Genomic DNA, 19,492 nt, shown 5'->3' on the forward strand with positions numbered 1-19,492 from the left:
GGCAGGGCCTGCGACTTCTACGACATGGCGAACCGCGGGGCCCCCAGGCTGTGGAGGGCGATGGACCTGGCGCGCTCGGCCTGCTACCTGGAGTACGCGCCCTGCAGGGTGCGCTGCCCGGAGCACGGCGTGCGCACCGAGGCCGTCCCCTGGGCGCGGCACGGGGCGCGCTTCACGCGCGACTTCGAGGACTGGGTGGCGTGGCTGGCGGTCCGCTGCACCGCCTCGGCGGTCTCCGAGCTCGCCCGCGTCGAGTGGCACAGCGTGGGCGGCGTGTGCAGGCGCGTCTACGCCGAGCTGGAGGCCGCGCGCGGCGCCTCGAGGTTCGACGGCGTGCGCCGCATCGGCATCGACGAGACGTCGTACAAGAAGGGCCACAAGTACGTCACGGTGGTCGTCGACCACGACCGCGGCTGCCTCATCTGGGCGCACGAGGGCACCGGCAAGGACGTGCTCAACCTGTTCCTCGACGAGCTCACGCGCGAGCAGAGGCGCGCCATAGAGGTGGTGACCGCCGACGGCGCGAGGTGGATAAGGCAGCTGGTCAAGCGCCGCTGCCCCAACGCGAGGTGGGTCATGGACCCCTTCCACGTGGTCCAGTGGATGAACGACGCGCTCGACGCCGTGCGCTGCGAGGAGTGGAACGCCGCCAGGGCCGCCGCCAGGGCCGCCAGGCCCAGGCCCGAGGGCAAGCGCGGCAGGCCTGCCAAAGGCGAGCTGCCGCCCGAGGAGGTCAGGGCGCTCGAGGAGGAGGCGGCCTCCATCAAGGGCAGCCGCTACGCGCTCGTGAAGAACCCCGAGGACCTCACCGACGGCCAGAGGGCGAGGCTCGAGGCGCTCAAGAAGAGGGCCGGCTCGCGGCTGGTCAGGGCCTGGGAGCTCAAGGAGGACCTGCGGGCCGTCTTCCGGGCAGCCGACGGCTCCGAGGCCGCCGAGCTGCTCGACGACTGGATGCACAGGGCCGCCTACTGCAAGATCGCCAAGGTCGTCGCCGTGGAGAAGAAGGTGCGCCGCCGGCGCGACGACATCATCGCCGCAGTCGAGCTCGGCATCAGCAACGGGCGCGTAGAGGCCATCAACAACAAGATCAAGGTGACGGTGAGGATGGGCTACGGCTTCCGCAACACCGACAACCTCGTGGCCCTGCTCATGCTCAGGTGCGGCGACTGCCAGCCCCAGCTCCCGGGTCGCCCGGTGAAGGCGAGGAAGAAGGGCGTGAAGGGAGCGAAGAGCGTTGCTGCCTAGGCTAGCCCCTTGTCACACAAACTACCGAAGCCTCAGAAGTATTTACCCGCCTGGTGCGCAAGGCGCCAGACAAACTCGGTCTTATCGACATACAGGGCGCCCTCGCGCCGCAGCGCCGAGAACGACTGCGTGCCAACAGCGTATCGGTTAAGCGTCATGCGTACCATTGGCCACGCCCCCTTCGACACGTCTGCCCTGTCTTGTAGGATAACCAGCTCAAGCAAAAAGTCGTCCGTTTGCCGCCCAGCGCAGCAGAGCCTCAGATCATCGTGCACCAGCGCAGTCGTGAAGTCTCGGTCGGTCGAAAGCCCGTCGAAAGAACGGGAAACTCGCACAGCTCATGGTGTCGCCGAGTCAATGCTCGCTGCCGAGTGCAAGCAGGATGTAGGGCCCCACAAGTTGACGGCCGTGGGACACGATTACGGACTGCGGGTAGACTTCTATATCGTCCATCGCCTGGGAAACGAAGCCGATAAGGGGAGGATCGAAATGAAACAAGTACTCAACGAGGCCACACGCTCTATGCATAACGTCACTTGGGACGGAAACGACCTTCTGTACTATTACTGCGAGAGGAGCCCTCTCCCATGCGCTGAAATTGTCGAGCGGCAACGAGAGGAGAGTCTGGACCGGGAGTGGCTTACGCCGGCAGAGTCAGCCCTCGCAAACCAAATGTGGCTGATTGGACGTGCGTATGCGGCGTCTCCTGAACGGTACTCATACACGCTGAGTGCGGAGAATGGGAGGGGATACAAAAACCGCCATCCCGGAAAACCACGAGAAAGCTTTCTTGATACGGAAGGATACGAGAGCTTCTTCCAAGACATCGCCCGAACGCTGTATAGGACGGAGTGCTGCACAGGCTCCACGACATACTTCAGGGGCAGTCCAAAGGATCTCATTGATGAGATAGACCACCTTGTACAGAAGACGGCGGACAGGATTGAGTTGATCGAGGCACTCGACGCGGCGACCAAAATGAGGGGGGTCGGATTCAGTGACATCCATCTTTGCCCAGAGGAATTCGCCCATGACGTCAAGAGTCTCCAGGAGGTTGTGGCAGACGCACGGAAGCAGCTGCGGCGCTTCCATGAGAGCGGGTTTCTCGCCATGCTCGAATCCCTCTCCAAACGGTCGGACGAGATTCTGTTCGGGCGGAAGCCAGAGGGATGCCGGGAGTACGTCGGCGACCTGACAGCCTGCGTCATCAACTTCGCCAAGGCGCTCAACTCTGCACGCATACTCAGGGACGCCACGATTGTCATCCTCACGTTACGCACGCTCCGCCTACCCAACCCCGTGAAGCGAGGCTTCCTCGAGAACTGGGCATCCTTCTCAAAGGGAGCGAAGCTCCTCATCAAGGGAACTCCGAGCGTAAGCGTTTCATTTTCGAGCAAGCTACTCCACTTTCATTGCCCGCGGGCCTTCTTCATCTATGACTCCATCTCTGCAGGCAGGGTCCCCAAGCTCCCCTGCGACCTCGTGGGGAGCCCGTCCCGAACCGACGCCAAGACCGCGCTAGAGGCCTATGAATCCAAGAGGCGCAGCCAGGGAGATGCCGCAGGCCTGAGCGAGAAAGAGGTGGGCAAGTTCATGGATTACCACCAGCACGCCACCCAAGAGCTCGAGCTCGCTCGCTTTCTCATCCGGCATCTGGACGAGGAGAGCCGTCAACAGTACGCGCGCCGCCCCGCGAAAAACGAAGACGGCGAGCCCATCCCCCATTACCTGACCATCACGCGGCTCGTTGATGACTTTGTAATGAATGGCGATCAAAGGCATCTGTACGCTTGCGATGAATAGTCTGGTTCACGGGTACCGAGTATTCAGCATGGTGAGCACGCAGCCTACGGTCTGGATGATCAAGTTGACATCGCTCCAAATGCCGGCTTTGAGGAGGTAGAGCAGGTCGAGGTTGATCCACTCTTCGAAAGAGATCGAGTCGCGGTTGCGCCGGTAAAGGCACTCTTCGGCCACATCAAGGTGCGGAGCCCCTATGACGTCCGCAACCTCAAGGGCGTGCTCGACGGCGCCGACGACGAGCATGAGGCGCTCGCCCTCCGGGCAATGCTCTACTATGCCTCGATCTCAGCGAGGTTCCCGCAGCCTTTCGAGGACAGGGTGGAGAGCTTCGCCGACAGACAGGAAGAGCTCGAGGACAAGCTGATTCCCATGCTGAGGACGGCGGGCGAACGCCCGGCCCTCCAGGGGCTCATGGAAACCGCCGAGCATTTTATAGAGACGCGAATCCCGCCACGCACCGAAGCCGAGCGCGAGCACCTCGACCGGTTTGCTGCAGGCGACTACCGGCTCGGGCTGCTCTTCCCCGACGAGCAGACGGCCACAACCACCAAACAGAACCCGGCGGCACTCTGGAAGCTCCAAAACCAAGAAACCCCGCAGCTCGGTTGAGTTGCGGGGTAAGTGAACGCTGGAGGAAAAAGTCAATCAATAGAGGTCGGGGCTTCAAACAAACCACCTTAAGCATCGGCACAATCTTCGCAATCGGTCACATAGTATCGGATGAAATGAGGCCTTCTCGACATTGCGGAGCCCGATATAGCATGGGCCATGCGGCCTCGCGTTCCAAAACCTATCAAGAGCGAACGCGCCTCCGTCCCCTATTCGCCCGGCTCAGCGCCCCTTAACGCAGTCTTTCAGCTTCTCGCTGATGACCTCCATAACGGCATCGTAGGCATCGGATAGCTCCCTCATCGAATCGAACAGCTGAGTACGGGTCCTTGAGCCGAAGGTGACGTTATGAGCCTTCTGGCGAAATAGTGAGAGGGCTTTTGTCAGATCGGCATCATCGATCCTGCACGAAAGCAACAGGATGTCCTCCAGCGACTGGCGCTGCATTTCCGAGTCCGCGGGGTCGATAATCCAATCCGCCCATTCCTTCCCCTCAGTAGCAAGCTTATCCATCTGAAGGCAGCATTTCCCCGTGGCCCTCATACTGCGCTGGACAGCTTCTTGCAGCCCCACCAGATTGTCGCGCTCGAAGCGCCTCCACTCATCCTCGCGAGAGGCGTCAAGCCTCTTGTCCTCGAGCTTGTTCTGGTGCCTTGCCGTCATGCAAGTCGCAAGTAACGTCACGGCCCCACCGATAAGCGTGCCGACAAGCGACGGGAGCGCTGGGGTCAAGGTGTCCAGAACGGCGCTTAGGCTGCAAGAATCCAACGCAGAGCCCTTTCTTCAAGAGCCTACATATTCGCAAGCATATCGTTGATGGCGCTTCCGAACTCGGCGTCTTTCTCGGCGCGCTCGAGCTCGGCGCGGCGCCTTGCCAGCTCTTCCTCATGCTCGCGTTGCCTTTCGCGCTTCACCATGCGCGCATACTCGCCGTTGGCCCAATCGACTACCTGGCCGACGTATTCGACCGCTTCCTTGGCCCTGACCTTGTCGTAGCCCACCTTCGGCACCGTGAGGGTTGAGCCAGAGCAACCGAACCGCTTGGGATCAAGATAGAACCCATCGGTGCAAAAGGACGTCTGCCCGTAACTCCTGAAAACGTCCAGCCAGCGGCCTTGAAGCCCGTCGCTCATCTCGAATAAGATGGCGCCGTTTTCCCATCGCTTGCCGACGACGCGAATCATAGGCACTTCATCGGATGCAACATTCTCCAGAGCACGGCGCGCAGCGGATTCAGCGGCGGCTTTGTTGGACAAGGCTTCGACATCCAAGAGAACGGCCTCTATGCTCGGGTAGCGGTCGTCGGGGTTCTGCGCGATCATGCGTTCTACGACACGGTCCAGGAAGGCATGCTCCCCGTCGACATCCGAGATTCGCCTGTAGTTCGCGCCCTGCGGGACGGCAGCAGTGAAGAGCTCGTTCAGAATCAAACCGAAAGCATAGATGTCGGTCCGCTGATCGCACGAGCCGCCTTTCACGCGCTGCTCGGGAGCGGCGTATTGAAAGTTCGCCAACCGGTCAGACGCGACAGTCTCGACGGTCGCGCCAGGATAGCCCTCCTCAATATGTGCGATGCCGAGGTCGGAGAGCAGCAAGCGATTGGACGAGGCGTCGTAAAGGAGATTTTGGGGCTTGATATCCCTGTGAAAGTTCCCATCACGGTAGAAGGGCCTAAGCTCGTCCATGAGAGTCAGGACCATCTCGGCCAGCGCACCTGCAGAAAACTCCTCAGCCCGCTTCATCAGGCCATCGAGACTGCCGTCCATCAAAGGCATGACGTAGAAGGGGCGCTTCTCGTTGCCAGAACCGATGCTGCCAAGGTCAACCGCCTTCACGACGGCAGAGCACCTGCCTTCCAGCTCGTAGCGCGCTTCCTGGAGAAAGCGCTTCAGCTTGGAGGGATTGCGGGCCGCTTCCGCGTTCAGCAGCTTGAGCGCGTAACGCTCGCCATCCGAGGCGGCAACCTCGTACACGTTGCCCGCGCCGCCATTCCCGATTCCCTTTACCCGAGTATAAGTTTCTTTGAACGTCTCAAACACCTTATTATTACGGGACGCAACAATTGCCGCGCCATTCTCTTCCTGGAAATAGGCAGCGGCCTTGTACGTTGGAATCATGATGGCGTTACCTGAAAAATCATAGCTCAGGTTTTTAAGGTAGCCCATTCGCTCAAGCTCGTCGAAAACCAGCTTATCTGCATTCTCCACGGAAACAAACTGATTATCATCCTTATAGCGCTCGACGATCGTCGAAAGCGCCCCTGCGAGCGTGTTGTCTAGTTTCAAGTTAGCCATAGACACCTTATTCAAGCCTCATAAAAATAACCGATAGCCATCAGGGGGAACACAAGAACAGCTATGGGGCAGAGCGACGGTGCTCATATCTCAAGCATATTGCTTTATATCCTCCGTCGTTAACGGCGGTTTTCTCGCATAACTCAACAGCCCTCGTCGCGCGATAGTATTTGAGGACGATAAGGCCAACCCTTGCGTCGAGCGCGTCGGCATAGGCTGGGCGGCCGCCCAGTCTATGCCAGCCACAGCTACCCCTGCTTCCTCCAAACCATACGGTCAACAATGCCCGTGTAGCTCTGAATGATCTTCACAACTTTGGTGCTCACGGTCTCGTCAGCGTAGTCGGGGACTGGAGCCTGCGGCAGGCTCCCCTCCTCGTCCAGGGCCACGGCAGTATGCACAGCCTGCAGAAGGCCGCGCTCGGAAATGCCGGCAAGCGTGAAGCACGCCTTGTCGAGCGCCTCGGGACGCTCGGTGGAGGTACGAATGCACACCGCCGGGAAGGGCTTGCCGATGCTCGCGAAGAAGCTCGACTCCTCGGGCAGAGTACCCGAGTCGGAAACCACCGCGAAGGCGTTCATCTGCAGGCAGTTGTAGTCGTGGAAGCCCATGGGCTCGTGCATGCGGACCCTCTGGTCCAGCTTGAAGCCCGTGGCCTCCAGGCGCTTGCGAGAACGCGGGTGGCAGCTGTACAGGATGGGCATGTCGTACTTCTCGGCCAGCGCGTTGATGGCAGTGAACAGGCTCGTGAAGTTCGCCTCGGTGTCGATGTTCTCCTCGCGATGGGCGCTGAGCAGCATGTAGCGCTTAGGCTCAAGCCCCAGCTCGCCAAGAACGTTAGACGCCTCGATCTTCTCGAGATTGGCGCGCAGCACCTCCGCCATGGGGCTGCCCGTCACGTAGGTGCGCTCGGGGGCGCAGCCGGTGTCCTTCAGGTAGCGGCGCGCATGCTCGGAGTAGGCCAGGTTCACGTCGCTGATCACGTCGACGATGCGGCGGTTGGTCTCCTCAGGTAGGCACTCGTCCTTGCAACGGTTGCCCGCTTCCATGTGGAAGATGGGGATGTGCAGGCGCTTTGCCGAAATAGCAGAAAGGCACGAGTTCGTGTCGCCCAGGATGAGTAGAGCGTCGGGCTTCACCTGCACCATGAGCTTGTAGCTCGAGGCGATGATGTTTCCCACCGTCTCGCCCAGGTCCGCGCCCACGGCGTCCAGGTACACGTCGGGGTCATCCAGCGACAAATCGCGGAAGAAGATGCCGTTCAAGGTGTAGTCGTAGTTCTGCCCGGTGTGCGCCAGCAGGCAGTCGAAGTGGCAGCGGCACTTCTTGATGACCTCCGAGAGACGGATGACCTCGGGGCGCGTGCCCACTATAATCAACAGCTTCAGGCGTCCGTCATTCTTAAAAGCGACTTGCGTTTCACTCACAACTATCTCCTTTACTTTTTCATCTATTGAATTCGATTCAGGAACAAACCAAACAAGAGAGAAAGCTACTGTTCCGAGAATTTGTCACTTGCCTTTGCCAACCAGAGACTTCACGAGCCCGATCTCTGAGCCGTTAAAGTAGACGGAAAATAAAGCAACAACATATACGACAAGAAAGACCATGGCGCATAGCAACAGCCCGAGCCACCCCTCGATAGGAACGCCATTTGAAACAATAGCCGTCACAACAATCGCGATTCCTACAGCAACAAGCCAAAAGGGATAAGCAGATTTTAAAAAATTAAACAGCCTGAAACCAAGGTACTTCTTGTAAAGAACGCATTGCCCAGCCGTACGTACAAAATAAGATAAGCATATTGCAGCGCAGGCCCCAGCCGCTCCGAACCTGCCCGCGAGCAAAAACCCTAAAACGATATTCATCATCGCCATCGTGATGTAAATCACACCCCGCTGCTTAACATAGCCCGCAGCAACGATTGCGGTGTTCTCCACAAGTAAAGGCAAATCGAATACGCTCGGTATTATTATGAATAGCGTGCAGATGACTAGCATTCCATATTCTGGCCCGACCCAGCACGCGACAAAACGCGAACCGATTGCGAGAAAACCCCCGACAATACCGCCGATTATCGCAAGCTGGATTCGCCCTATTCGCAAATTGAGACGATGAAGCTCATTGACGTCCTTTGCGTTCAAAATACGCGATACTTTAGGCATGAACAGCCCGTTAAGTGCGCTAGCCACTGTATACACATAGCTCTCCAGCGAGGACGCAAGACCGAAGAGCGTGATTTCCCATGCATTCGAGACGATAGCAAGCACGGATGGCATAATTGTGAATATAAAACGCTGGCAAATTTGAACGACCATCGACCAGAACGAAAAGCCCAAAACCTCCCTGTAGGATATTTGGACATCGGAGCGCACCGCATATCTAGCGCTGGTACCGCGAGAGACCACGAGGTATTTCAAAAGCGAGCATACGAGCCCCGTCCCTGCATTTATCAATACAATCGCAAAGACGCCTTCATTAAGCAGCAAGGCAACGACTATCAGCGCGACGGCCGCAACTTTTTGGACCAAGTTAATACCGTTTAATGCGACGAACTTTTCATTAGCCGTCAAAATTCCGTTGAAGGAAATTAGCGGCAACGACACGACGCTGTAGCAGGCGACAACAAAAAACAACCCTTTGAAGATGCCAAGTTGGTCATCTCCTAAATTTGCGTAAATTACATCAATATTGAAGTAAACAAGGGCGAGCAGAGCAAACACCACTGTCGCGATGGCGATATACAGCTTTAAAACCACCCCGAGAAACGCGTTCGCCCTTCGTTCATCGCCCTTCGCATAGTAGGCAGACAGAAAGCGGGACACAGCATCGCCCAAGCCAAAATCCAGAAGAAAGAGATTTACCGCAGACATAGCGAGGGTATACAGGCCATAGTCATCTGATCCGATACATGAAATCATCCAGGGTGTGTACAAAAGACCGCTTAATGCATTGAAGACAACACCCGCATAGGAAAGTAGAGCGCCTTTTTTCAAATCATTCATATGCTACAACTCAAATACACAGGTTGGCGTTGGGATTTATCTCAATACTAAGGCAATTTGCGAATCAGCTTCGCAGGGACACCACCAACAAGGCTATCCCCTTCAACGTCTCTGACAACACATGCGCACGCAGCAACCATACACCCTTCGCCAACCACAACATTGGTTACAAAGGTGCTTCGAGCGCCAATCCAGGTACCGCTACCAATCTTTTGATTGTAAATCTCACCCTCACCAGCGCGCCTACCATGCGTCCCCATAACATGACCGCCAGTGTTGAAATGCACATCGGGCGCGATGTCGCAATTGTCACCAATGTATACCTTGCCGTTCCCGTTAACAGAGAAATTGCGTCCAATCCAACAATTCTTGCCAATGATAGCAGTTCCGCTCAAATACACGGGTCCAACCACTTTTGTCCCAGAGCCAATCGAATGACCAAGCGAGTTCAGGAGCTTTCGTTTCAGTTCAAAAGCATCCGTCCCAGCAAGGGGGCCGTTTACTAGATGGATGAATAGCATTCTCTTAACTGCCCCGATAATCCTTCGAACTATCATCGTCTTTTTAATCCTGCCTCTTCATAGAATCGAAAACTGCCGCCTCGGCCTCTTCGTTACTGATGTCGTAAGCCTTGCTGCATGGACCAGCTGTAAAGGGATTTGCTCGTTTCCCGACTATTGAGTCAGACAGCTCCAAGAGCCTACTTGCCGCAGAATGCGCCCCCCATTCGCCGTGCACGGTTTCCCTTGCAGCCCTGCCTAGCCGAATCCTTAAATCGTCATCGATTGCAAGCAGCCTAACTTGTCTCTGAAGACTCTCTATGCAACCACACGGATATATCAATCCGTTAACCCCGTGCCTTATCAGGAAGTTCGTGGAACCGCATGCATGGCTCGCCACCACAGCTGTGCCACATCCCATAGCCTCGTTAAGAACTGCACCCCAGCCCTCCCTATAGTCGCTAGTGAAAAGAAACACATCCGATTCTGCCATGGCGCTCTTCACCTCGTCAGGGCCTTTGGAACCCAGCATCTCAACCCGGCCGATTAGACCAGCGGCTTTTACAGCCTCCTGAACACCCGCGAACTCAACGCCGTTTCCTATAATCCGAAGATTAAAAGGAATGCTTTCAACATACAGCGACCTGGCAAGTTCAACCGCATCATACGGCCGTTTCCAATCCAATAAACGCCCCGCCCATAATATACTCAGTTCGGAGGAACCGCCTTTGCGCAAAGGTCCGCAAACATTCTTCTCCATAACGGGGGGAAGCTCAGGAAAATAGCCCCATTTATATTTCTTACCCGGAAACGCGCCAATTTTAGAAAAATCCGAAGCGGCATAGCTGCTTGCGCATAACAAATGCAGGTTTTTCCTGCTGAAGCGGGAAAACAGCCATTTGTATTTCAGCAACCTGAGAGGGTTCCGCAAAACCCTATCGCCGTCTTTGAGCAAGCGCTCTGCATAAACGAAAGTCAACCTATCTGACCATACTCGACGAATCACCGAGCGCAATGCCGGCGCACCAGCATTGATTACAATGTCGGCATCGTATATCGCTCTGGCCGTCTCCTCATCCTCACCGTCATATGCCTTGATTACAAAAGGGTACATATCGTTGTAATTGGCATAACCCATCCTCAGCCTCTCTTCGGGGATTGGCTGTGTTGCGACGAATCTGAATGACCCATCAAGTAAATCTAAGAATTCCTCGCAAAGGGGAAGCTGATGGTGGTTCAAAAAATTCGATATGAGAACAAGCTTAATTTGCTCGCACGTTGTCTGCATAGCTCTTCTCCCGTGCAGGCCTCTTTATCATATTGAAGGCGCCTTTGCCTTATTTCGGCACGGCGAACAATGACTACGCGAATATGCTTGCAAAGCAATCCGCGCTAAAGCAGCTTCGTAATCACCGCAGCAAAAACTACATGGGGCCTCGATCGTCTCACTGCAGCCGCCCGTGTCGTAGGTTACCACGGGCGTTCCGCAGGCCTCTGCCTCTAGATTTACCGTAGGAAAGTTGTCCTCCACAGTCGGGTTAAAAAAGATATCCGCCGCACTATAAATTGCAGCAAGCTGCACTGCGGAATCTGTTCTAGATGCCAAAACCACTCGCCCCCCCCTGGCGAGTTTTACGATTGTCGCCTTCAACGTCGACAGATCGGCGGGCACAACCGTGGCAGCATCCGAATCGGAAATCTCGGCACATGCAGAACCTGCGGTCACTATGACGGGGGTCCCGCAGGCTTGCGCTTCGGCAACTGTCATGTCGAATGTTTCCTCCACACCAGGGTGCACAAATACGTCGGCAGCGCTGTACGCCTCCGCCAGCTGTTCTTTGTTCTCGGTTTTGGGAAGCGCGACCAATATGTTGGCAAGTTTACCAATTTGCTTCTCGGAAAGCCCTACCAGCACGATGACGAACCTGCCGCTATCTAGCTCACTTGCGAGTCGGACAAAGTCACCGAGACCTTTTCGATCGCTCCAAGGACTTGCTACGCCAAGCACCATGAATCGATTACCAATACCATATCGAACACGGAAATCGCTCGGAGTGGGTTTGAACACGGATGCATCTATTGTGTTGTGACGTACTTCCACGGGATACTTGGCTAGAAAGCTCTCACCTACTAAATCGGCAAGCCATTTTGAGGGGGTTATAAGCCTCATACGCTCGGCTGGCACGAGAGTAAAGTACTTCTTCTTCTGCTCGAAATTCCACGAACAGGTGAACGGCGAGTACGTCATGGGATATGCATGCAGCTGAGGGCACTTCTTCGAGTACGCGCAATGGGTCCTCCATTGCGCGCACTTCACATATGTGAAGTACGCACAATGGCCCGTAAACGCCCAACAGTCGTGCAGGGTCCACTCGACCTTGCAATCGTGCTCAGCAAGCCAGCCAAATAACATCGGAATATTCACGTAGTACCCATGGATATTGTGCAGATGGACCACGTCTGGCCCGATTTCATCAAGGCGTCTCAGTAGCTTCCGTGTCGCAAAGGACGAGTAGAACCCGTGCTTGCCCGTAAGTCTGTCCAACAAAGCATGGGTCTTGCAGCCAGCCTCATTGGCAAACTTCCATTCCCCTTTGTTCTTGGGGCTACGTCCCCTTCCCCAGAAAGCATAGGAAGTGTCCCCATTCGCCAGCCTGTCCTTGTGCTCATTCAGCATGATGCCACCAGTCGAACCGTTTGGGACGCAGTTAATCTGCACATATACCGCCAAATCCTTATACCTCCTCGTAGTAAGTGTCAGGATTCTCGGGATCGAAAGGCTCATTGGCCCACATCACGGTGACAAGGTCATCAGCTTTACTGAGGTTAGTAATCGAGTGCGTGTATCCGGGAATCATCTCTACCACACGCATGTCCTCGCCGCGCACCACGAACTCAGCCACCGGGTAGGGATTCCCATCGCTATCCAAGCCAACCCTACGCAACTTGATACTCGCGGCGCCTGATACTACAAGAAATTTTTCCCACTTGCTCATGTGCCAATGGTTGCCCTTGGTTATACCGGGTTTGCTCACGTTAACGGACACCTGCCCGCGCTCCGGCGTGCGCAGGAACTCGGTAAAGCTACCACGCGCGTCTGCATTGGAACGAAGCTCATAAGCGAAACGCTCGGATTCATAGTAGCTCAAGAAGGTCGAGTAGAGTTTCTTGGAGAAGCCGTCCTCGAGCAAGTCGGGTACCACCAGCGTTTCGCGGGCATCGCGAAAACCTTCAAGCATGGCAACGATCTCACCCAGCGTTGCTTTCTGCGCACCAGGCGCATAGCAATACCTTCCCGCTGCGTCAGGAACGCACTCGAGCCCCTCGTAGCAGCAGCGACGCGTTTCACCCAGGAGAGCATCAAGCATGGCCGCAACGAGGTCGTCTATATAGAGCAGCTCAAGCTCCACACTCGGATCGCTAACTTTAAACTCGCGGTTATTGGCGATGGCATCGCAGAACGTTGCCACAGCGGAGTTGTAGTTGGGGCGACACCACTTGCCATACAGGTTCGGAAAGCGATAGACGTAAGCCTCTGCACCAGTTCTTGCGGCGTAATCGAACAGCAGCTCCTCACCCGCCAGCTTACTTTCGCCGTACGGGCTACCCGCATAGCGGCCCTGAAGGGTCGCCTGCACGCTGCTGGACAACATCACTGGGCATGTGTTCTTGTGGTGCTCGAGCAGACCAAGGAGAACCTCGCCAAAGCCTCGGTTGCCCTCCATAAACTCTTTCGCGTCCTTGGGTCGATTGATACCTGCCAGGTTGATTACGAAATCCGCCGTTGAGCAGTAGAAGCTCAGCTCCTCCTGCGTGCCATCGCGGTCGTATTCATAAATCGTGAGCGGCAGCAGAGATTGGTATTTCTTCCTGCGGTCCTTACCATCCCGAATGTTTTTCAAGGCCTCACATAGGTTCCTGCCAACAAAGCCTTTAGAGCCGGTAATAAGCACCCGCATCTTACTGCACCGCCTCGCGCTCGCGGCCCTCAAGGGCCAGCTGCACGTACTCGGCAGTCTTGATTTTCTCCACGGTACCCGCCACGTCCAAACGAGTAGTGTTATGCGAGGTATAGCTCTCGTCTGCTTGGGTCTTCACATCACCCTCGACGGTGAAGCTATCATAGTTCAGGTCGCGTGAGTCACAACAAACACGGAAGTAATTGCCCATATCCTCGGCTCTCAGACGCTCCTCGCGCGTCATGAGCGTCTCGTAGAGTTTCTCGCCGTGGCGTGTGCCGATTACCTGCGTTCCTACATGACCGAACACCTCCTGCACAGCTTCAGCTAGGTCGCCAATGGTGCTAGCCGGCGCCTTTTGAATGAACAAGTCACCCGGGTTGGCATGCTCAAAAGCGAACTGCACCAAATCCACTGCCTCATCGAGGTTCATGAGAAAACGCGTCATGTTGGGGTCAGTGACGGTAAGCGGCTCGCCCTTGCGAATTCGGTCGATGAACAGCGGAATCACGCTGCCACGCGAGCACATAACATTTCCATAGCGGGTGCAGCAGATAGTAGTACGACCGGCGCCATTACGGGCGTTGGCATAGATGATGGACTCCATCATGGCCTTCGACTTGCCCATGGCGTTAATGGGGTACGCAGCCTTGTCGGTGGACAGGCATACCACACGCTCAACCCCCTCGTCAATTGCGGCATGAAGGACGTTATCAGTACCAATAACGTTTGTACGCACGGCTTCCATAGGGAAAAACTCGCATGAAGGCACTTGTTTGAGCGCGGCTGCATGGAAGATGTAATCGACGCCGTGCATCGCATCGCGCACCGACTGAGCATTGCGCACATCGCCAATGAAGAAACGCACTTTGGATGCTAGCTCAGGACTTCTCTCCTGCAGCCAGTGTCGCATGTCGTCCTGCTTTTTCTCGTCACGGCTGAAAATACGAATCTCAGCAAGATCGGTATGTACGAAATGCTTCAACACGGTCGAGCCGAAACTGCCCGTACCACCGGTGATGAGTAGAGTCTTATCTTTGTAACTAGTTGTCATTATTCTCCAATCGTGTATTCGCTTTTGTTAATCGATTCGATTCCCAATCAATCAGCCCGCAAAAATAAGCAAATGCCATAAACAGCAACGGACTTCCCTGCATTACCGGCTCAACAAAGAACTGGGCCATCAAGATGATGAGAAAAGACAGAATGATGCTTTGCTCGTATACATCCGAACGAGATGTCACTTGAATCGTTTTCGCGATGCTTTGCACAGCAATCAAAACGAGAAATACCAAAGGCAACAGCCCCGCCTCGTCAAACGTATCGAGCCAGAGGTTGTGCGCATACCCGTATCCCGACGTGGTGCCAATCACGTTTCCGCCGAGAATTCCCTCCGAAAAATGCGCGATGTAATACAGCCACCTCTGCGACCTGTCGTCATCGCCCACGCCTTGGTAACTAAATCTATGGGCCATGTAGGAAGTCTCGAAACTGCTCTTTAGTGATAGAAAATCAGCCTGATACAGCGCAAACGCCACAACGCACAGAATGAAGATGAGCGCTGCGCCCTTCATCGCGTCAAATATCGACTTGTTGACGTTGCCAAGTTTTATCGCTAGCAAAACCAGACCGGAAAGAGCCATCAGAACGAAGAATGATCTTCCACCTAGCATAAAATCATAATACAGTGCTGCAACCATCACTGCCAATGTCACTATTTTTAGCAGCCTCTTCCGTTTTGCCAGAAGAACTGCCCACATAATCGCAATCAAAGGGGTGAAGAGGATTGCCTGTGCGGTCGCAGCAGAATAACTCCTCGTCCAAAAATCGATGCATTGACCACCACTTCCCGTGCCAGAGAGGATATTTGCGACAAGGTTGAGCATCCCATGGGCAGCAAAACCGAAGCAAATTAGGAGAACGAACACACTGGGCGTACATCTGGGAAACAGTCGCAGTGCCATATTGCCAAGAAGGTATGAGCTGGCTACTCCAATGCCAACGAGAAACAACGATGTCGTCATATCGGTGATGCCGCCAAATAAAACTGTACAGGTGGGATACGCGACAGCAAACAGGTAAAACCAAAGGAAGAGACTGCTACGCGGCATTTCTAGCGTACTGCAGAACACCAGCAGAAGAACGCAGCCCACAATAGAAATTAGGTTTCCATAAGCCAAGAAGTTAACACTGAATAATGCGACCACAAGGATGTAAAACCTTTGCGCGGCGCTCATACTATTTATCAACTTTAAGAATGTCATTACCCTGATTCCGAAAGGCTCTCAACTTTTAATTAAGCCCCGAATAAAATTTGAAGCCGAATTTTGCCATCACGCGCTTCATGGCGCCAATAGCGCCTTTCGGGAGATGCTCGGTCATGCACGTACGAACTGCAATCTGTACTTCGTGGGAAAGGGGGCATAGGCCCCTGTTGCCTTGGTACACGGGGTCCTTCCTAAAATAGCGCGCCGCCTTGTGCAGGATTTTTCCCTTGCGCACGACATCGAGCGTCTCAAACTCGCCTCCTAGGCTCGCGGCACACACTGCGCCATATTCTCGAGCCTTATCCGTCAATGAGACCTCATATTGCCACGCGTTTAGACCCTCTCCAACAGTCGCCTTCAGGAATTCGGCGCTCCAGATGCCCGCATAAAGGTTAACCCTATAATTGCCATCCAAATCAACCCAGTACAGCCCCTCATGTCCCAATATCTTCCTTTTAGGCATGGGCCTTTTGAACAAACGAAGGTAATCGATTTCAAGCTCCCCCATCTGATCAAGAAGCGAGCTGATCTTCTCTTCGCGCACTCGATTAACTGGATAATAATCATCGAGCGTCAGCAGCACATAGGGAGTCTCAACGCGATCGAGAGCGTAAGCAATCCTCTGGGGCATCTCAACCCCCGCGCCAGCTGCCACGATTTCAACGCCCTTGTACGTCCTATCTGTAGGCTTGTCGGTTACGAGCAAAACCTTGAAATTACGTTCGGGCCAATTCCTGTTCAGCAGCTCAATATGCCCGTCCCAAAGATCCGAATAGGCATCGCAACTGCTTATCAGCATTGTTATAGCCCTACTCATGGCGCACGTACCCTTCCATGGCCTCCTTGACGATGCCCCTGAAGACCGCGTTGCTGTTCTCTAGCGTATGGTTCACGCGTGCCACCTCGCTACTCGCCTTATAAAGACGCCGCTGAAGCTCTACATCGCCGAGCATATGCTCAATCTTTTGCTGCAGATCCGCAACATTGTTTGCCACACAACAACAATTGACCTCGGCGAGATACTCTATGGCCCCACACTCGGAGCTGCCGTAGCCCACCACCATGGCCCCCGACGCTAATGCGTCTGCCACCTTGGTAGAAAGAGAATAACGAGTGATGTCAACATCCCTTTTATCGAAGCCCTCGACCACCACCAGGACATCGCTCTCCAGAGTCTTCTCGAGGACCGTCTTATAGGGCACAGAGCCCATGAAATCGACCATCGGCTCATCAACGAGCATCTGGTACTGCTTCGAATCGGTCTCGTTGGAATACACCTCCAGACGGTAGTTGGAATTGATGCGACCTAGAACTTTGCCAAGTTCGAGGAGAGACCGGTTCCGCCCGAGCCTGATGTTGCCGAAGTAGCGAATAATCGGGCGCTCGGTATTTATAGGCCTAAACGGCCTTCTGTGAGCCTCTGATGTCAGGTAAACCGTCTCACCTCGCAAGCCAAACGCCGAGTTGTATTTATCGCGTATTTTGTTGCCAATGTAAACAGCGCTTCCACCGTGCTCAAAAACGCGACGCACCAGAGAACGATAGGTTCTCTTGTACAGCCAATAGAGCGGCGAGAGGGTCTTCCTCTCCTCGAAGTAGTAGTCATCGCCTATCGCCGAGACAATCGGCACGTCAAACCTCTCAGCAACGTAGAGGGCAATCTCCAGGATAAAGTAGTCGTTCGAGAACGCCAAGAAAACGCAGTCAGGCTTGAAGGCATCAAGCCAAGCATCAAGGTCCTCCGTATGCCAGTACCTCTCGCGCCAGACGCACTTCCTCATCAAGTGCGTGATGTGACTACTGCGGCTGCCGAAGGCGTACAGCTTGCTAAACATGGAGCTACCTAGCTCCAAGTCGTCGTCCAGCCATTCGTCCGGCAGTTCGTCATACTCATATCTCTTGCCAACCTTGATGCGTTTGTCAAATCTGCGCTTCACAAGGCGCTGGTCGGTAATCTGATACAGGGAGCCACAATGTCCCTTGACGGGGGTTCGCGTATTGGAGAACACCTGCGCCAGGCGCTCCTTATTCCAGCCATGAAAGTACGATTCGAAAGCTCGGGAAGTGGATTTCTTATTGTAGGGAACAGTGCCGACTATGAGCACTTTAGGAAACTCGTTAACCATACTCAGGATTTTTCCCTCGCAACTTTACTGTAGATAGTGCGTCTCAAAGAGGCCGGCACGATGGACAACACGAATCGCACGGCGCTCATGAGGAGGAAGCCCCGTATACCAATATAGCCCGTCGATCTCATATAATTGAGTAGCTTCATCTGAGAGACGCCATAGGCGATGCCGCCGCGCCGGCCGTACATCCCCTCGTCGGAACGCATATATAGAATTGGCTGCGCCACGTTAGCCACCCTGCAACCGTCAGCAAGCATTCTGACCCAAAGATAATAATCTTCCAAGCGGTACAGGTCTTGATAGCCACCCGCCTTCAGAACGGCGGCTTTCTCGAACATCACGCAAGGATGATTGAAAGGGTTGCGCCTCTTCGAGAACTCAACGATTTCCTCTTGGGTCGCAGGAACTTTGCGCATTGATACAACATTGCTCGTGTCACCCGCGAACTCAAGCACATAGCCGCTAATAAGCTGAAGTTTATGAGCAACAACCGCATCCAGCTGAAGCTCACATCTGTTCAGGAAGGCAATATCGTCGCTGTCCATTCTCGCAACATACTTGTTACGGCAGGCATCAAGACCAGCGCTTAACGCTCTGCCCAAGCCGACATTCTTCGGCAATCGAACAACATCGAACAGGCCTTCTGCGTCCGTATTCACGAAATCGGACAAAACGGCATCCAAGTCATCGCCAAGAGGCCCGTCGCAGACCACGACAAACTGGTCCGGACGAACTGTCTGATTTAACATGCTCGAGACAGCACACCGAAGATTATCCGCGCTTTCCCCCGAATAAACCGACATGAGCACGCTGTATGGGGGAAGGCCATTTCCGCTCATCGCGCGCCCTCGCCAGTTGAAACAACGCCGAGCGTTTTCAGGATAATCTTCAGGTCCATAGCAATTGATCGGTGCTCGATGTACTTCAGGTCAAGCACCACTTTCTCCTTGGGAAGCAAGTCGTAACCACCCGTCACTTGGGCCAGACCGGAAAGGCCCGGGGTCACCATGGTGCGATAATGCCAACCGTGGATACGCTTCTCGAACTCGGCACAGAACGCCGGGCGTTCCGGACGCGGTCCGATAAGTGACATGTCGCCCTTAAGCACGTTCCAAAACTGAGGAATCTCATCTATGCGTTTCTCTCGCATGAACTTGCCGAACGGAGTGACGCGTGGGTCATCCCCAGCAGCCCACCGCGCACCGCGGGTCTCGGCATCGGTATACATGCTTCTAAATTTGTAGACGTTGAAGATCTTGCCGTTCTTACCGACCCGCCTCTGCGAATAGATGACAGGCCCGGGGCTCTCAAGCTTGATTTTCGCGGCGATAACCACCATGGGGATGGCGAGCACGATCAACGCGCATCCGCAGCTCACGAAATCAAACGCACGCTTGACAAAACGGTAACCTAGCCCGCCGTTGACTTTGGGTTCAACCAACTCGACGATGTCGTCGCCGGGAAGCAACTTTGCAAGGACGTCGCTCGGGATCCCATGTTCGCTCAAGTAAGGCTCGTATTTGCCTTTGGCCTCAACCTGTGCTGCAGCCCTTCGTTGCGTCAAATCAAATTCCGGCGAGACCACATCATGATATTTGTCCGCACAATAACAAGCGCTGTTATGATCAAGCGCCGTCTCATTAGCGGAGAATGCACTGATAGTTGGTTTCATTTCCGGCCT

18 protein-coding genes are annotated in these 19,492 nt (G+C 54.8%); 3 read left to right on the forward strand and 15 right to left on the reverse strand.

The window, feature by feature from the left end:
- On the forward strand, positions 1-1,245 hold a 1,245-nt coding region (locus B5F70_RS09140; RefSeq protein ID WP_087205263.1), incomplete at its 5' end, for an ISL3 family transposase.
- A 32-nt stretch (positions 1,246-1,277) separates the two neighbouring features.
- On the opposite strand, the gene B5F70_RS10555 is transcribed toward B5F70_RS09140, so the two are convergent.
- Positions 1,278-1,403, reverse strand: a complete 126-nt coding sequence (locus tag B5F70_RS10555) for an AAA family ATPase (protein ID WP_143753963.1) — start codon at positions 1,401-1,403, stop codon at positions 1,278-1,280.
- Between the two features lie 199 nt (positions 1,404-1,602).
- On the opposite strand from B5F70_RS10555, the gene B5F70_RS09145 reads away from it, so the two are divergent.
- Entirely contained in the window at positions 1,603-3,048 is a 1,446-nt protein-coding gene (locus tag B5F70_RS09145; RefSeq protein WP_087205264.1) for a hypothetical protein, read from the forward strand.
- A 6-nt stretch (positions 3,049-3,054) separates the two neighbouring features.
- Here B5F70_RS09145 and B5F70_RS09150 read toward each other — a convergent pair whose 3' ends face one another.
- Complete coding sequence (locus B5F70_RS09150; RefSeq protein WP_087205265.1) at positions 3,055-3,291, reverse strand: hypothetical protein; 237 nt, start codon at positions 3,289-3,291, stop codon at positions 3,055-3,057.
- Between B5F70_RS09150 and B5F70_RS09155 the strand changes: the two genes are divergently transcribed.
- Entirely contained in the window at positions 3,265-3,657 is a 393-nt protein-coding gene (locus B5F70_RS09155; protein WP_087205266.1) for a hypothetical protein, read from the forward strand. The two genes, B5F70_RS09150 and B5F70_RS09155, sit on opposite strands and share 27 nt — an antisense overlap.
- A gap of 222 nt (positions 3,658-3,879) precedes the next feature.
- Here the strand turns inward: B5F70_RS09155 and B5F70_RS09160 are convergent, their stop codons facing one another.
- The 13 genes from B5F70_RS09160 to B5F70_RS09225 all read right to left on the reverse strand — a co-directional run bounded on the left by B5F70_RS09160 (position 3,880) and on the right by B5F70_RS09225 (position 19,483).
- Positions 3,880-4,425 (reverse strand): hypothetical protein, encoded by a 546-nt coding sequence (locus B5F70_RS09160; RefSeq protein ID WP_087205267.1) that lies wholly within the window; start codon positions 4,423-4,425, stop codon positions 3,880-3,882.
- Positions 4,426-4,448: 23 nt separating this feature from the next.
- On the reverse strand, positions 4,449-5,951 hold the full coding sequence (locus B5F70_RS09165) for a serine/threonine-protein kinase (RefSeq protein ID WP_087205268.1): 1,503 nt from the start codon (positions 5,949-5,951) through the stop codon (positions 4,449-4,451).
- A 248-nt stretch (positions 5,952-6,199) separates the two neighbouring features.
- Positions 6,200-7,378, reverse strand: coding sequence for a UDP-N-acetylglucosamine 2-epimerase (non-hydrolyzing) (gene wecB, locus B5F70_RS09170; RefSeq protein WP_241145965.1), 1,179 nt, complete (start codon positions 7,376-7,378; stop codon positions 6,200-6,202).
- A gap of 84 nt (positions 7,379-7,462) precedes the next feature.
- Positions 7,463-8,956: a polysaccharide biosynthesis C-terminal domain-containing protein gene (locus B5F70_RS09175; RefSeq protein WP_087205270.1), complete on the reverse strand. Its 1,494-nt coding sequence runs from the start codon at positions 8,954-8,956 to the stop codon at positions 7,463-7,465.
- Between the two features lie 564 nt (positions 8,957-9,520).
- A complete protein-coding gene (locus B5F70_RS09185; RefSeq protein ID WP_087205272.1) occupies positions 9,521-10,744 on the reverse strand; it encodes a glycosyltransferase family 4 protein in 1,224 nt (407 codons plus the stop codon).
- A gap of 27 nt (positions 10,745-10,771) precedes the next feature.
- The gene (locus B5F70_RS09190; RefSeq protein WP_143753965.1) at positions 10,772-12,187 is read right to left on the reverse strand and encodes a glycosyltransferase; all 1,416 of its coding nucleotides are present in this window, start codon (positions 12,185-12,187) and stop codon (positions 10,772-10,774) included.
- Positions 12,188-12,191: 4 nt separating this feature from the next.
- On the reverse strand, positions 12,192-13,415 hold the full coding sequence (locus tag B5F70_RS09195; RefSeq protein WP_087205274.1) for an NAD-dependent epimerase/dehydratase family protein: 1,224 nt from the start codon (positions 13,413-13,415) through the stop codon (positions 12,192-12,194).
- A 1-nt stretch (position 13,416) separates the two neighbouring features.
- Complete coding sequence (locus tag B5F70_RS09200) at positions 13,417-14,469, reverse strand: polysaccharide biosynthesis protein (protein ID WP_087205275.1); 1,053 nt, start codon at positions 14,467-14,469, stop codon at positions 13,417-13,419.
- Positions 14,459-15,652: a hypothetical protein gene (locus B5F70_RS09205; protein WP_143753966.1), complete on the reverse strand. Its 1,194-nt coding sequence runs from the start codon at positions 15,650-15,652 to the stop codon at positions 14,459-14,461. Before B5F70_RS09205 ends, B5F70_RS09200 begins: the two co-directional genes overlap by 11 nt.
- Positions 15,653-15,707: 55 nt before the next feature.
- Positions 15,708-16,499, reverse strand: a complete 792-nt coding sequence (locus tag B5F70_RS09210) for a hypothetical protein (protein ID WP_087205277.1) — start codon at positions 16,497-16,499, stop codon at positions 15,708-15,710.
- Positions 16,492-17,808: a hypothetical protein gene (locus B5F70_RS09215; protein WP_087205278.1), complete on the reverse strand. Its 1,317-nt coding sequence runs from the start codon at positions 17,806-17,808 to the stop codon at positions 16,492-16,494. Before B5F70_RS09215 ends, B5F70_RS09210 begins: the two co-directional genes overlap by 8 nt.
- Positions 17,809-17,810: 2 nt before the next feature.
- Positions 17,811-18,650 (reverse strand): glycosyltransferase, encoded by an 840-nt coding sequence (locus tag B5F70_RS09220; RefSeq protein WP_087205279.1) that lies wholly within the window; start codon positions 18,648-18,650, stop codon positions 17,811-17,813.
- Complete coding sequence (locus B5F70_RS09225; RefSeq protein ID WP_158094979.1) at positions 18,647-19,483, reverse strand: sugar transferase; 837 nt, start codon at positions 19,481-19,483, stop codon at positions 18,647-18,649. The genes B5F70_RS09220 and B5F70_RS09225 overlap by 4 nt, the downstream gene beginning before the upstream one ends.
- Positions 19,484-19,492 lie beyond the last annotated feature (9 nt).

It is taken from the genome of Collinsella sp. An268 (genome assembly GCF_002159765.1).
Classification (GTDB): Bacteria; Actinomycetota; Coriobacteriia; order Coriobacteriales; family Coriobacteriaceae; genus Coprousia.